Source organism: Alloalcanivorax xenomutans, from assembly GCF_900217905.1.
Classification (GTDB): domain Bacteria; phylum Pseudomonadota; class Gammaproteobacteria; order Pseudomonadales; family Alcanivoracaceae; genus Alloalcanivorax; species Alloalcanivorax xenomutans.
This window is the reverse complement of the sequence record NZ_OBMO01000023.1, coordinates 26,712-40,581: the sequence shown is the minus strand read 5'-3', so window position 1 is coordinate 40,581 and position 13,870 is coordinate 26,712. Positions and strand designations below refer to the sequence as shown.

Genomic DNA, 13,870 nt, shown 5'->3' with positions numbered 1-13,870 from the left:
AATTCATGATTCCGGAATCCAGCCATGCGGCCCTGGCGTCCACTGGCACAACCACCAAGAGCGCAGTAGGCTTTATCCCTTGATGATCACGGGAACGATCAAAAAGGGGAGACCATGTCCGTCGCGCGCTATAAGGAAGCTCTGCAACTCACCGATCACGAACCCTGGGCGCAACACTTTTGGCAGGCGCTGGTGCCGTACAAGGACCAGGTGGTTGAGCATCCGTTGTTCGTGGAAATGGGTGAGGGGACTTTGGCACCGGAGCGGTTTCGCGACGCGTTGCTGCACTTCTATCCCTTGGTGGAAAATTTTCCCAAATACATGGGCCTGGCATTGGCCAAAACCCGGCCGGGCATTTTCCCCGGTCACGAGGAAAGCAAGAACTGGCTGATCGGTAACATCAAGGTGGAGCAGCGGCACGCCTATTGGTATCAGGACTGGGCCGCCGGCTTCGGTATCGATCAATCCATCCTGGAGAACACCGTGCCGCCCGCCGCCATGGACGCGGTGAACCATTACCTCTGGTCCATCGGCGAGCGCGGCACTCTGGAGGAAAGCATCGCCGCCACCAACCTGGCCATCGAATGGGCCACCGGCGAATGGAGCCAGCGCGTGGTGAAAGGCATGACCCATTACGCGGAGCAGGGAGTGGCGGAGATCAACCGGCATACCATGGCCTGGTTACGCGCCCATGCCAGTTACGACGACGCCCATCCCCATGAGGCCATGGAGCTGATCAAACGTGTGGCGATGGAACCGGAATCCCGCCGCCGCGCCTTTACCGCCGCCCGCCGCGGGCTGGAATACTACCTGCTGGCGCTGGACGATTGTTATCGGATGGGCGGGGAAAGAGAGGAAGAGCAGACACCGGAGTTCAATGAATAGTTAATAGAGAACAGTGAATAGTTAACAGCGAAAACCAAAAAAATGGCGCGGCCTCTTCACTCTCAGCACAAACTGTCCGTTCTCGCGCAGCTATTAACTGTTAACTATTCGCTGTCTGAAAGTGCAGCACCAGTTCTTCCAGCAGGTCCGGCAGGCCGGTGGCCATTTGTCGGACCACGGCGGAGTTTTCCCACAGTTCGTCCAGGGACGGGTCCTCGTCCACGCCGGAGATCAACACCACCGGCAGCAGCCAGTTGGCCATGGTGTCTTCGTGATCCTGATACCAGTCTTCCTCGCGCAGGAACACGCCGGCGAGGAAGCCCGCGCACCAACTGGCCAGATCATTGCCGTCCTCTTCCCGATAGGGATCCAGCAGGCACGGCAGGGTGGTGCGTTCACCATTGTACAGGCCGGTCAGCAGACGGCCGCGCAGCGACACCAAGGCATCCAGCACCGGCTCGGGCAGCTCGCTTTCCAGGGCGGTGTTGAAATCCTCCGGGCCCCCGTAGGGCCCCACCGCCAGGGCGCAGGTCAGGCCATGAATTTCCACCCAGGTAGGGGCGTCCTCGCCTTCACTGGCGAAATGCCCTTCGATGGTTTGCTTGAGACTCGGGTTGCTGACATCGCTCATAGATTCCTCCACATGCGGGCAAGGATACCGGTTTGCGCCACGGATGGAAGCGCCATGGCGGGGCATTATTCGCTTGCAAGCCAGCTTCCCACGGTAGCGTCACCAATCATGCGGGAAGTCTCTCGGCGGGAAGCTGTCAGGGCGGCGCTTCGCTTGGCAGCGAAGGAGCGTGCATCGTGCTTACCCGCTGACCCTGTTGCGGCCTTCGGACTTGGCCCGGTACAGGGCCTGGTCGGCCCGTTCCAGCAAGGTGCGGGCGGTGTCGCCGGGTTGGTAGGCGGCGAGGCCGCAGGAGAGGGTCACCCGCAGGTCCGGTGCGAAGGCGTAGCGCGCCTCGGCGAACCGTTCGCGTAATCGGGTGATGGCCGCCAGGCAGGCCTCATGGTGGCTGCGTGGAAACAGAATGGCGAATTCCTCGCCACCATAACGAGCCAGCACATCGGTGCGTCGCAGACAGTGGCTGGCGACGTTGGCGAAGCGCTGTAGCACCGCGTCGCCGGCCTGATGCCCGTAGGTATCGTTGACCGGCTTGAAATGGTCCAGATCCACCAGTGCCAGATACATCGGTGCTGGCTCCCGGCTGATCCGGCTCAGTTCTTCATCAAACCGTTCGAGAAAGTGGCGGCGGTTATACAGGCCGGTGAGCTCGTCGCGCACGGCGATGCGCGCGAGCCGGTCATGGGCTTGCAGCAGTGATTCGCGCTGGGTGCGGAAACGCTGTTGCAGGCTCTGAATGTGGCCGCCCATGGAAACGAACCAGGTCAGGGTGAGCGCCAGAATACCCCAATGACTGAACATCAGGGTGAACTGCCGTTGACCCGGCAGCAGCAGCCACTCGTAAATCAGTAGCAAGGTGAAGGCGCTTTGCGCCACCAGCGCCATGGCGATCTGCCGGCGCCGGTGAATCGAGAAGACACCGAAGGTCATCAGCATCAGGTACAGGCACAGCAGGGCGCCGCGCAGCTCCCGTGCATAGTGCAGAATCAGCGTGATCACGGCGATGCCCACCAGCATTTGCGCCACGGTCAGGCTGGGGTCCTTGAAACGCTCGCTGTAGCCGCTGCGGATCATCACGAAAAACACCGCGTTGATCGCCAGCAGTATCAGTAATAAAGGAAGATGGGGCAGATCCGGCGCCACCGCGCCCAGTCGGGTGCCGATCGCCAGCCCGCCCCACATCAGCAAATAGGAATACACCGCCATCAGCAGGCGGCGCAGGCGCAGGGCCCGATCCGGGTGATCCCGGGGCAGCAAACGAAAACCGGGTTCCAATGAATGTCGACTCAAAGACAGCGGCCAACGGTCACCCGGGGGCGGTGAGGCCGGGGTGCCTGGGCATGTTAGTAGTTATATAAGCGTCACCCTACACGGAGCGGGGCAGGCGGGGAAGTGGAAAAGGAGGGGGGGATTGGCCCTGGAACAGGAACCCGGAGGTCGCTACGAAGCCGCTGTGGGAGCTAGCCCTGCTGGCGAATAGGCCTTGGCGTTTGGGACTATTCGCTTGCAGGCAAGCTCCCACGGAGACTCCGTAGTCTTCTCTGTGGGGTAGGTGGCCCTAACCGTAGCGCTTGTCGCTCAGCGCCTGGATCCGATCATCCAGCGGCGGGTGCGAGCGGAACAGGGCGGAGAGTCCCCGGCGCACGCCGCTGTTGATACCGAACGCCACCAGGCTGTCGGGCATCTGGTTCGGCACCTCGGATTCCGCTTTCAGCCGTTGCAGAGCGGCAATCATGTCGCGGCGGTCCGCCAACTGGGCACCGGAGGCATCGGCGCGGTACTCACGGAAGCGGGAGAACCACATGACGATGACGCTGGCGGCGATCCCGAAGATGATTTCCGCCACGAACACCACGATGTAGTAGCCGAAGCCCAGGCCGCCCTGGCCGTCGCGGCGCAGGAAGCTGTCGATCACGTAGCCCACCACCCGGGCGGCGAAGATGACGAAGGTGTTGACCACGCCCTGGATCAGGCTGAGGGTGATCATGTCGCCATTGGCCACGTGGCCGATCTCGTGGGCCAGCACGGCGCGGGCTTCCTCGGGACGGAAGCGTTGCAACAGTCCCTGGGATACCGCCACCAAAGCAGCGTTCTTGTTCCAGCCGGTGGCGAAGGCGTTGGATTGCTGAGCGGGAAAGATACCCACTTCCGGCATCTTGATACCCGCTTTCCGGGACAGCTCATCGACGGTGGCCAGCAGCCAGCGCTCGGCTTCGTTGCTGGGCTGCTCGATCACTTGCACCTTGGCGGACCATTTCGCCATCGGCTTGGAAATGAGCAGGGAAATGAGCGAGCCGGCGAAGCCAAAGACAGCACTGAAAATCAGCAAATTGGTCAGATCCAACCCGGTGCCACTTTGTGCCAGGTAGGAATTCACCCCCAACAGGCTCAAAGTAATGCTGGCGACCACGATCACCGCCAGGTTAGTGAGCAGGAAAAGCGCAATGCGCATCATCGGTATGTTTCTCCACTGACTGATGTTGTTGGCCCTGATGGGTCCGATGCCCGGACACCAGCGTACCCGACGTGGAGGGCCCCCACATCGAGCAAACTTCAATGGAAAATGGGGGCAGGGCGGTTGCCTTCAAGGTCCGGCAGCGGAATACTCCCGCTTTTCCCGGCGTGACTGCGAATGCCCAGGCTATGACCCACTCCTTTTCCATTGACCAGCTCGATCCCTATTTGGTTCCCCCGAAGGACCACCGGCACCGCCTCTTTCATGGCCGCGGCAAAACCCTGCCCGGCTGGGAGGGCTTGACTCTCGACCGCTTCCCGCCAGTGTTGATGGCGACCCTGTTCGACGACTACGACGCCGCCACTCTGGATGCGCTGGAACAGCGGCTGCGGGCGGTTCTGCCGGAACTGGATTGTGACACCCTGGTGTTTCAGCATCGTCATCGTCGGCCAGCGCTGACCCGGGTGATCATCGGCGCCGTGCCGGAACCGCACTGGGCCCATGAAGGGGGCCTGCGTTACCGATTGGATTTCGAACGGGGCCAGAATCTGGGGTTCTTCGCCGATATGGCGCCCGGGCGAAGCTGGCTGCGGGAGCGGGCGGCGGGCAAGAAAGTGCTGAATCTGTTCAGTTTCACCTGCGCCTTCTCACTGGCGGCGCTGGCCGGCGGCGCCGAATCGGTGGTGAACATCGATCTGTCCGCGCCGGCGCTGGCCCTGGGGCGGGAGAATCAGGTCGCCAACGGCTTCGCCGACGCCCGGGTGCACTATCTGCCGCACAATATCTTCCGTAGTTGGAAAAAACTGCATAGCCTGGGCCGCTATGACCTGATCGTGGTGGACCCGCCCAGCGCCCAGCGCGGCAGCTTCATGGTGGAGAAGGACTACCCCAAGGTACTGGAGCGGCTGTCCAAGCTGCTGGCGCCGGAGGCGGAACTGCTGGTGTGTCTGAACGCGCCCTGGCTGGGACGGGACTGGATCGAGGCGCGGGTGGAGGAACGATTGCCGGGCGCCGTTCTGGAGGCGGTACTGCCGGGAGCGCCGGGCTTCGATGAAGCCGCGGAGCCGGCATTGAAAGTGCTGCATTATCGTTATCGGCGGCCTGACTAAGATCGCGGTCCGTGGACCATGGATGTCCCACGGCGGCTCACGAGCCGCGATTCGACGTTGCCGTCTACTTCTTGCGAATGCGATCCAGATAACGGGCGATGCGGCCGATGGAATCCTCCAGGTCGTCCACCCGGGGCAGGAACACCACCCGGAAGTGGTCCGGGTCCGGCCAGTTGAAGGCCGTGCCTTGAACGATCAGGACGTGTTCCTCGCGCAGCAGATCCAGGGCAAAGGCCTCGTCATCCTGGAACGGGAACACTTTCGGATCCAGCCGCGGGAACAGATACAGGGCGGATTTGGGCTTGACGCAACTGACCCCGGGAATGGCACTGAGCATTTCCCAGGCAATATCCCGCTGCCGGCACAGCCGCCCGCCCGGCGCCACCAGATCATCGATGCTCTGGTATCCGCCCAGCGCCGCCTGGATCGCGTTCTGGCTGGGCACATTGGCGCACAGGCGCATGCTGGCCAGCATCTCCAGACCCTCGATGTAGCTCTCCGCCAGATGCTTGGCGCCGGAGATGATCATCCAGCCGGAGCGGAAGCCGGCGGCGCGGTAATTCTTGGACAGGCCGTTGAAGGTAATGAACAGCAGGTCGTCCGCCAGGGAAGCGATGGAAGTGTGTTTCTCTTCGTCGTAGAGGATCTTGTCGTAGATCTCGTCGGCGAACACGATCAGGTTGTGTTCGCGGGCGATCTGCAGCATGTCTTCCAGCAGGGCGCGGTCGTAGTTGGCACCGGTGGGATTGTTCGGATTGATGATCACCAGGGCACGGGTGCGGTCGGTGATTTTCGAGCGCAGATCGTCCAGGGCCGGGTGCCAGTCCTGCTTTTCGTCGCACAGGTAATGCACCGGGTTGCCGCCGGAGAGGCGCACCGCGGCGGTCCACAGCGGATAGTCCGGCGCCGGCAGCAGTACCTCGTCGCCGTTATTGAGCAGGGCCTGCATGGCCATCACGATCAGCTCGGAGACCCCATTACCGATAATGATGTCGTCCACCGAGACGTCCTGAATGCCTTTGGTCTGGCTGTACTGCATCACCGCCTTGCGGGCCGGGAACAGGCCCTTGGAGTGGCAATAGCCGGTGGCGTCGGGCAGATTATGGATCACATCCTGGAGCAGTTCTTCCGGTGCCTCGAAACTGAACGGCGCGGGGTTGCCGATATTCAGTTTGATCACCCGGTGGCCTTCATCCTCGAGCCGATGCGCCTCACGCAACACCGGACCGCGAATGTCATAGCAAACACCTTTGAGTTTGTCCGACTTACCGATCCTGAAAGGATAACCGCTCATGGAGATCTCTCGCCCTGATCCGCGAAACAGAAGAATGGGAACCGATTCTACATGGGCGCGGAAATGCTGTATATGAAGGGGCGGCCCCAATAGAGGAGAAGCAATACCATGATCAAGTTCGAGGAACTGATGGCCCTGGCGGTCAACCGCAAGGGCGGCCTCAAAGCGGTGGAGGCGGCGCTGCCGGAAGTGAAGACGCCGGCGCAATTGCGTAAACCTGACGATGCCTTTTACTTCTCCGCCATGACCCGTCGTGTGTTCCGGGCCGGTCTTACGCACAGTCTGGTGGACGCCAAGTGGCCAGCGTTCGAACAGGCGTTCTTCGGTTTCGATCCGGAGAAACTGGTGCTGATGCCCGACACCATGCTGGAAGAGCGCATGCAGGACACCCGCCTGATCCGGCACTGGGGCAAGATGAAAGCGATTCGCCATAACGCGCAACTGGTGCTGGACCTGCGCAAGGAATACGGCGGAGTAGGGCGCTGGCTGGCCGGCTGGCCCGAGGAGGACACCGTCGGCATGTGGCAGTTGCTGAAGAAGCGCGGCAAACAGCTCGGTGGTAATTCCGGCGCCGCCTTTCTGCGCATGGTCGGCCGCGATACCTGGTACCCCACCAACGATGTCATCGCCGTGCTCAAGTCCCATCGCATCATCGACAAGCCGCCGGTCAGCCAGCGCGATCAGGCCGCCGCCCAGGCCGCGTTCAACCAATGGCAAAAGGAATCCGGCCGTCCCCAGGCGCACATCAGCAAGATTCTAGCCTTCACCGTGGGATAAGCCAAAGTAAAGATCGCAAACCAGAGAAGAACACTTTGACTTTTGCGCATCGGAGCGCGACCATAAATGAGAATAATTCTGCTTTCTTTCGGGCTCCTTATCTCATGACCAGAACCCTTCAGCGCTGGCTGGGCGCTTTCGTTGTACTGTTTTTGCTGTCATCCCTGGCTCAGGCCGCCTCCCAGACCGCTTTGGTGCAATTGGTGGAATACGTCGGCGCCGACTACATCAATGCGGTGCAGGACGGCGCCATCGTCAGCGACGAAGAATACGTGGAGATGGAAGAGTTCTCCCGTCTGCTGCATGAAGGGATCGGTCAACTCGACGACGTGGCGGGTCGGGACACCCTGCTGGAGCAGGCCGCCGCCTTGCAACAGGCGGTGGCCGACAAGGCGCCGGAGGCCGATGTGAAAGCCCTGGCCCAGTCCATACGCGGTACTCTGGTGGACGTCTACGGCATCCCGGTGATGCCCAAGGCGGCGCCGGATATGGCGCGGGCCGCGGAAGTTTATCAAAGCACCTGTGCCCTGTGTCACGGCCAGGAAGGGCGTGGTGATGGCCCCGCCGGTGCCGCGCTGGAGCCGGCGCCCACCGATTTCCATGAGCTGGCCCGCTATGAAGGCCGTTCTCTGCTGGGGCTGTACACCACCATCACCGGCGGTGTGGAAGGCACCGGCATGGCCGCCTATGAAGAGACCCTGAGTGAAGCCGACCGTTGGGCGCTGGCCTTCTATGTCGGCAGCATGGCGGTGACCCCGGACATGGCCGCCAGCGGCAAGACCGCCATTAATAACGAGCAGGAGTTGAAAACCGCGCTGACCCTGGACGCGGTGATCGCCAAGGCGCCGGAAGACGTGCGCAATCAACTCGGTGACCAGGCCTATGACGCCGCCGGTTACCTGCGCACCGAACCCAAGGCGTTGTTCAGCCAGAACCGCTTCATCGAGATCAGTGACGGCAAGCTGTCGGAAGCCGAGCAGGCCTACGCCGCCGGCGATACCGGCGCCGCCCGTGCCGCCGCGCTGTCCGCCTATCTGGACGGCTTCGAGATGATCGAGCAGCAGCTCTCCGCCGTGGATCCGGCCATCATGCGCGGCATCGAACGCCGCTTCATGGCCGTGCGCGAAGGCATCGAGCGTGGCCTGCCGGAAGCGGAAGTCAGTGATCGGGTGGCCCAGGCCCGCGCCGGTCTGCAGGAAGCGGAGGACATCCTCAGTGGTGACGGCCTGAGCGCCGCCGCTACCTTCTCCGCCAGTTTCTTCATCCTGTTCCGGGAAGGTCTGGAGGCGCTGCTGATCATCGCCGCTTTGCTGACCTTCACCCGCAAGGCCGACGCCAAGACCGCCACCCGCTACATTCATTACGGCTGGATTCTGGCTCTGGCGGCCGGTATCGCCACCTGGTACGTGGCTTCCACTCTGATCAACCTGAGTGGCGCCACCCGGGAAATCACCGAGGGCGTGGCCGGTATCGCCGCCGCCGTGATTCTGTTCTACGTCGGTTTCTGGATGCACAACAACAGCCAGAGCCAGAAGTGGCTGGGTTACATCAAGAACAAAGTCGACAGTGCTCTGGATGGCGGCACGGTATGGGCCCTGGCGGTGGTGTCGTTCATCTCCGTGTACCGCGAGATGTTCGAAACCATCCTGTTCTACCAGGCGCTGTGGACCCAGGTGACCGCGGCGACCCAGTCCTACCTGTTCTATGGTTTCGGTGCCGCCGTGGTGGCCCTGGCCGTGGTCTGTGTGTTGATCTTCCGCATCGGCATGAAGCTGCCGCTGGGGCTGTTCTTCAAGGCCACCAGTCTGATCCTGCTGGTGCTGTCGGTGATCCTGCTCGGCAAGGGCGTGGCCGCGCTGCAGGAAGCCGGCATCCTGAACGCCCGCTATCTGCCGTTGCCCACCATTGAATGGCTGGGCTTCTTCCCCACTATTCAGGGGGCATTGGCTCAGGCCGCGGCGATCGTACTGGCGGTGCTGATGTGGCTGCGTAGCCGGGGGCAGGCGAAAAGCAGCTGAAAAAGCAGTGAAGAGTTAATAGTTAATAAGTAACAGCGAAAAACAGCGCGGCTCGGGGGATGCCCTCGGGCCGCGTTTTGTTTGTGGGGCGGGAGGGATCGGGTAACATGTGGCGGCGCTTTGGTCTGGGAATTCCCGCATGCCCCGTTTCGCCGCCAATCTGACCCTGCTATTCACTGAATACCCCTTTATGGAGCGCTACGGTGCCGCCGCCCGGGCCGGCTTCAAGGGCGTGGAGTGTCTGTTCCCCTATGAATGGCCCGCGAAGGTGTTGGCGGAGTGTCTGCGCGCGCACGATCTGCGGCAGGTGCTGTTCAATCTGCCGGCCGGGGATTGGGATGCTGGCGACCGCGGGCTGGCCGCCTTGCCCGGCCGGGAAGCGGAATTCCGCGACGGCGTGGCGCGGGCCCTGGCTTATACCGAAGCGTTGGACTGTCCACGGGTCAATTGTCTGGCCGGCATCCCTTCCCCGGACGCCGATCCGGAACACTGCTTCGAAACGCTGGTCCACAATCTGCGTTACGCCGCTGATCAACTGGCGGAGCAGGGCAGGGAAGTGACCGTGGAGCCGATCAACACCCGGGTGGACATGCCGGGTTTCTTTCTTGCCACCAGCGACCAGGCGCTGGCCGCGATCACGGCGGCGGACCGGCCCAATCTGCGTTTGCAGTACGATCTTTACCACGCCTGGGTGATGGGCGAGGCGGTGGCGGCTTCCCTTTCCCGCCTGCGGCCCCATATAGGGCATGTACAGTTCGCCGATGCCCCCGGCCGCCATCAGCCGGGCAGCGGCGAAATGCCGCTGGCGGAGTTGTTCGCGCGGTTGGACCAGATTGGTTATCAGGGTTGGGTCAGCGCCGAATACCGGCCCCTGGGGCACACCCGGGACAGCCTAGGCTGGCTGCCGGTTTAACCCGCGGGCACAACTAAGGACAGGAGCAAGCGAGTCTTTATGAGAAGTTGGGGTGGCAAGATCATTGTCGGTCTGCTCGGTATGCTGGTGGGCGGCCCCATCGGTCTGGCGGTGGGAGTGTTGATCGGACACTTCCTGGATCGCGGCGTGGAACGGGTGCAGTCGTTCAACCCATTCCGGCCGTACCGGCCCGGTGAGAAGGAAGAGGTGCAGGATGCGCTGATGTCGGCGGTGTTCTCGATCATGGGGCATCTGGCCAAGGCCGATGGCCAGGTCAGCCGCACCGAGATCCAGCACGCCGAGGCGGTGATGGCGCGCATGCAACTGAATCCGGAACAGCGCCGTCACGCCATCGACTGCTTCAACCGGGGCAAGGCGCCGGACTTTCCCCTGGACGCCACCGTGGTGGAGTTCCGGCAGCGCATTCGTCACCGCCGCCATCTGGTGCTGGTGTTCCTGGAAATCCTGCTCCAGACCTGTCTGGCGGACGGAGAACTGAAACCGGAGGAAGAACGGATTCTGATCCGGGTGGCCAACGGGCTTGGGGTGCCGCCGGACCAGTTTCGTCAGATCCTCAACATGCTGTTGGCCCAGGCCCGCTTCGCCGGAGCCGGCGGCGGCGCTGGTGGTGCCGGGAGCGGCCAGCCCGGCGCCAGCCGCCCCTCCATCAATGAGGCCTACGGCGTGCTGGGGGTGGAACCTTCCGCCTCCAATCAGGAAATCAAACGGGCCTACCGCAAGCTGATGAGCCAGCATCACCCGGATAAGCTGGCGGCCCGCGGCGTGCCGGAGGAAATGATCCGCATGGCCACGGAAAAAACCGCGGAAATCAGCAAAGCCTATGAAATGATCAAGACCGCGCGGGGCTTCTAGGGCCTGTTCACACTATTTTCATCGCGCCTGCTGGATCCCCTTTTTGCCTCCAGCGAGGCGGAGGGCGCGCGGTTTGGTCATTCCAAATGAACGACGAGTAACGCAGTGTGGTGGCGTTTTAGCCGCAACAGGCGCGGTGGACATAGTGTGAACAGGCCCTAGACCCCTCGACAGTACCCGGGCCCTGGGTTAGCGTTGGAGAGACCTGCCCGTCCTTGCGACCGCCCGTTGATGAGGGATCGACATGCTTGGCGAGATACACAGCATTCACCACGAATTTCCCGAACACCACGCCCGGATCGACGAGCTGGCCCGCAGCGATCCGGGGTTCCGCTCCCAAATTCAGGAACACGATAAACTCGATAAGCGGATCCGTGGCCTGGAGCTGCGCGAAAGTCCCATCGGCGACGAAGAAATGGAAGCGCTGAAACGCCATCGACTGCACCTCAAGGACCAGATCCTGAAACGCCTGCTCAATGGCGCCTGATCCCGCGCTACGAAGTCGCTGTGGGATCTGGCCCGGTCCGTGAGAGCTTGTCCGGGCGGCGGGCCGCTGCAAGCGAATCCGTTGACCAAGAGCCCATTCGCTTGCAGGCCAGCTTCCCTCGGTGGCTTGGTAGCACAAACTGTGGGAGCTAGGTTGCTGGCGAACATGGCGAGCAGCTCTGTGCCCGGGCCTCTTGTAATTTAGCCGCCGATCCTTGCCCATTCCTATGCCAGGCGCCCGCCGTACCTGGCTTTCCTTTGACTTTTACCGTCAACTGCCCCATCTCTTTGCCCATCGTTTGTTCGTTCGGGAGTTTATATGACGGCCTATTCCGTTCTGGATCTCTGTCCCATCCTGCGTGGCGGGGATCCCACCCAATCGTTTCGCCATTCCCTGGATCTGGCCCGCCACGCCGAGCAGTGGGGCTACACCCGCTATTGGGTGGCGGAGCATCACAACATGCCCGGCGTGGCCAGCTCCGCCACCGCCGTGGTGATCGCCCACATCGCCGTTGGCACTCAACGCATCCGGGTCGGTTCCGGCGGTATCATGTTGCCCAACCACGCGCCGCTGGTGGTGGCGGAGCAGTTCGGCACCCTCGCGTCCCTGCACCCCGGCCGCATCGACCTGGGACTGGGGCGGGCACCGGGCACCGACATGGAAACCGCCCGCGCCTTGCGTCGCGACCTGCAATCCAGCGCCATGGAATTCCCCCAGGACGTGCAGGAACTGATGGCCTATCTGGATGACCCGGACCCGGAACAGCGGGTCAAGGCGATCCCGGGCGTGGGCACCAAGGTACCGGTGTGGCTGCTGGGTTCCAGTTTGTTCAGCGCGCAATTGGCGGCCCGGCTCGGCCTGCCATTCGCGTTCGCCTCCCACTTCGCGCCGGAAGCGCTGCACGATGCTCTGGCGATCTACCGCGACCGCTTCGAGCCGTCACGCTACCTGGACAAGCCCTACGCCGCGGCGGGTATCGGCGTCTACGGCGCGGACGACAACCGTGAAGCTCAGCGGCTGTTTACCTCGGTGCAGCAGCAGTTCACCAACCTGCGCCGCGGCCGCCCGGGGCCGCTGCCGCCGCCGCTGGAAAACATGGATGAATTCTGGTCGCCGCTGGAACGGGCCGGCGTGGAGCAGGCGCTGCGTTGTTCCATGGTCGGCGATAAAACCACGGTCACCGAAGGGCTGCGGGAGTTTCTCGACAAAACCCAAGTGGATGAAGTCATCATTACCTCCGGCATATTCGACCACGACGCTCGTTTGCGTTCTTACAAAATGGCGTCGGAGATATTAAGCGAATTGCCATGATGGCGGGTTGATATCGCCGATTCGAAGGATAACCGCCATGGACGGCCTGTTACAAAAAATCGTCGGGAACCATTTTTGACGTTGCCTTGGCAACGGCCCGCAAGGTAAACCGCCATGGACGGCGGTTACAAACAAATCGTCAGGAACGATTTTTGACGTTACTTTAGTAACGGCCCGTAGGGTAACCGCCATGGACGGTGGTTACAAAAAAGGGGACAGAAACCCTGGACAAAATCAATCGGTCGTTTCAAAGTGAATGACTGCACCGGCGGGTTAAAATCCGCCGGCCTCGGAAAAAAATAACAGCGAAAAAGGGGACGACCATGCCACGGAGCGGGCGGTTGATTCTTCCAGGGTATCCACATCACGTCATGCAGCAGGGATTCCGTGGGCAAACGGTATTCCACACCGATGGGGATTTCCGCAAATACCTGCGCGACATGCGCGAACTGAGAGAGGAACTGGGCGTGCGTATCTACGCCTGGTGTCTGCTCAGCAACCAGGTGCATCTGTTGCTCGACCCGGGGTCTGATCCGGAGGCTCTGCCGGAATTCATGAAGGCACTCTCCCTGCGCACCACACGCCACCGCAATCGGCGTCGTCAGCAAAACGGCAGCCTGTGGGAAGGGCGTTACCGCTCCTCTCCGGTACAAACCGGCTACTGGTTTCTTGCCGCCGTACGCGGCATCGAACTGCAAGCGGTGATGCTCGGTGAAGCGGTCCACGTGGGCAGCTACCGCTGGTCCAGCTACCGGGAACGCATGGGCAGGGCGGAACCTTATTGCCTCGATCCCCACGCTGATTACCTGGCGCTTGGCCGTACCGATGAAGAACGGCGGGAAAGCTACCGCCTGCTGATGCGGCAAGGTCAGAGCGAGCAGGAGTGGCGCCATATCGAACTGGCGCTGCGCCGCAGCCAGCCCATCGGTGATGATATGTTCACCCAATCCGCCATCAGCAAGGCATCCAAGACGGTTACATCACGTAACCGGACCCGCCCTCGAAGCCGGAAATCCTGAGCTTTTCAGCGCTTCCCCCGCTCGATGAGCGGGGGCACGTCTTTTCCATCCTCCGTTCGTAAAATGCCAACGCTTCGCGCACGCTTTTTGGGGCTCGTGTT

13 protein-coding genes are annotated in these 13,870 nt (G+C 62.0%); 9 read left to right on the top strand and 4 right to left on the bottom strand.

The window, feature by feature from the left end:
* Window positions 1–114: 114 nt before the first annotated feature.
* Window positions 115–885, top strand: a complete 771-nt coding sequence (locus CRO06_RS16910) for an iron-containing redox enzyme family protein (protein ID WP_022995965.1) — start codon at window positions 115–117, stop codon at window positions 883–885.
* 100 nt (window positions 886–985) lie between these two features.
* Here the strand turns inward: CRO06_RS16910 and CRO06_RS16905 are convergent, their stop codons facing one another.
* The 3 genes from CRO06_RS16905 to htpX all read right to left on the bottom strand — a co-directional run bounded on the left by CRO06_RS16905 (window position 986) and on the right by htpX (window position 3,968).
* Window positions 986–1,516, bottom strand: a complete 531-nt coding sequence (locus CRO06_RS16905; protein ID WP_026949744.1) for a YecA/YgfB family protein — start codon at window positions 1,514–1,516, stop codon at window positions 986–988.
* A gap of 180 nt (window positions 1,517–1,696) precedes the next feature.
* On the bottom strand, window positions 1,697–2,788 hold the full coding sequence (locus CRO06_RS16900; protein WP_231504743.1) for a GGDEF domain-containing protein: 1,092 nt from the start codon (window positions 2,786–2,788) through the stop codon (window positions 1,697–1,699).
* Between the two features lie 283 nt (window positions 2,789–3,071).
* Window positions 3,072–3,968, bottom strand: coding sequence for a protease HtpX (htpX, locus tag CRO06_RS16895; RefSeq protein WP_022995962.1), 897 nt, complete (start codon window positions 3,966–3,968; stop codon window positions 3,072–3,074).
* Between the two features lie 188 nt (window positions 3,969–4,156).
* Here htpX and CRO06_RS16890 point away from each other — a divergent pair, with 188 nt between their 5' ends.
* Window positions 4,157–5,077 (top strand): class I SAM-dependent methyltransferase, encoded by a 921-nt coding sequence (locus CRO06_RS16890; RefSeq protein ID WP_097058943.1) that lies wholly within the window; start codon window positions 4,157–4,159, stop codon window positions 5,075–5,077.
* A gap of 64 nt (window positions 5,078–5,141) precedes the next feature.
* Here CRO06_RS16890 and CRO06_RS16885 read toward each other — a convergent pair whose 3' ends face one another.
* On the bottom strand, window positions 5,142–6,371 hold the full coding sequence (locus CRO06_RS16885) for a pyridoxal phosphate-dependent aminotransferase (RefSeq protein ID WP_026949747.1): 1,230 nt from the start codon (window positions 6,369–6,371) through the stop codon (window positions 5,142–5,144).
* Between the two features lie 108 nt (window positions 6,372–6,479).
* Between CRO06_RS16885 and CRO06_RS16880 the strand changes: the two genes are divergently transcribed.
* The 7 genes from CRO06_RS16880 to CRO06_RS16850 all read left to right on the top strand — a co-directional run bounded on the left by CRO06_RS16880 (window position 6,480) and on the right by CRO06_RS16850 (window position 13,769).
* The gene (locus CRO06_RS16880; protein WP_022995959.1) at window positions 6,480–7,148 is read left to right on the top strand and encodes a DNA-3-methyladenine glycosylase I; all 669 of its coding nucleotides are present in this window, start codon (window positions 6,480–6,482) and stop codon (window positions 7,146–7,148) included.
* Window positions 7,149–7,252: 104 nt separating this feature from the next.
* On the top strand, window positions 7,253–9,166 hold the full coding sequence (locus tag CRO06_RS16875; RefSeq protein WP_097058936.1) for a cytochrome c/FTR1 family iron permease: 1,914 nt from the start codon (window positions 7,253–7,255) through the stop codon (window positions 9,164–9,166).
* Between the two features lie 139 nt (window positions 9,167–9,305).
* A complete protein-coding gene (hyi, locus tag CRO06_RS16870; RefSeq protein WP_097058935.1) occupies window positions 9,306–10,079 on the top strand; it encodes a hydroxypyruvate isomerase in 774 nt (257 codons plus the stop codon).
* 39 nt (window positions 10,080–10,118) lie between these two features.
* Window positions 10,119–10,952: a co-chaperone DjlA gene (gene djlA / locus CRO06_RS16865; protein ID WP_080531124.1), complete on the top strand. Its 834-nt coding sequence runs from the start codon at window positions 10,119–10,121 to the stop codon at window positions 10,950–10,952.
* A 244-nt stretch (window positions 10,953–11,196) separates the two neighbouring features.
* Window positions 11,197–11,439 carry an HP1242/YdcH family protein gene (locus CRO06_RS16860; protein WP_022996354.1) on the top strand — a complete coding sequence of 81 codons (243 nt, stop codon included), beginning with the start codon at window positions 11,197–11,199 and terminating at the stop codon, window positions 11,437–11,439.
* A 318-nt stretch (window positions 11,440–11,757) separates the two neighbouring features.
* Window positions 11,758–12,750: an LLM class flavin-dependent oxidoreductase gene (locus CRO06_RS16855; protein ID WP_097058934.1), complete on the top strand. Its 993-nt coding sequence runs from the start codon at window positions 11,758–11,760 to the stop codon at window positions 12,748–12,750.
* A gap of 323 nt (window positions 12,751–13,073) precedes the next feature.
* Window positions 13,074–13,769, top strand: coding sequence for a transposase (locus CRO06_RS16850; protein WP_097058933.1), 696 nt, complete (start codon window positions 13,074–13,076; stop codon window positions 13,767–13,769).
* The last annotated feature ends 101 nt before the right edge of the window (window positions 13,770–13,870 follow it).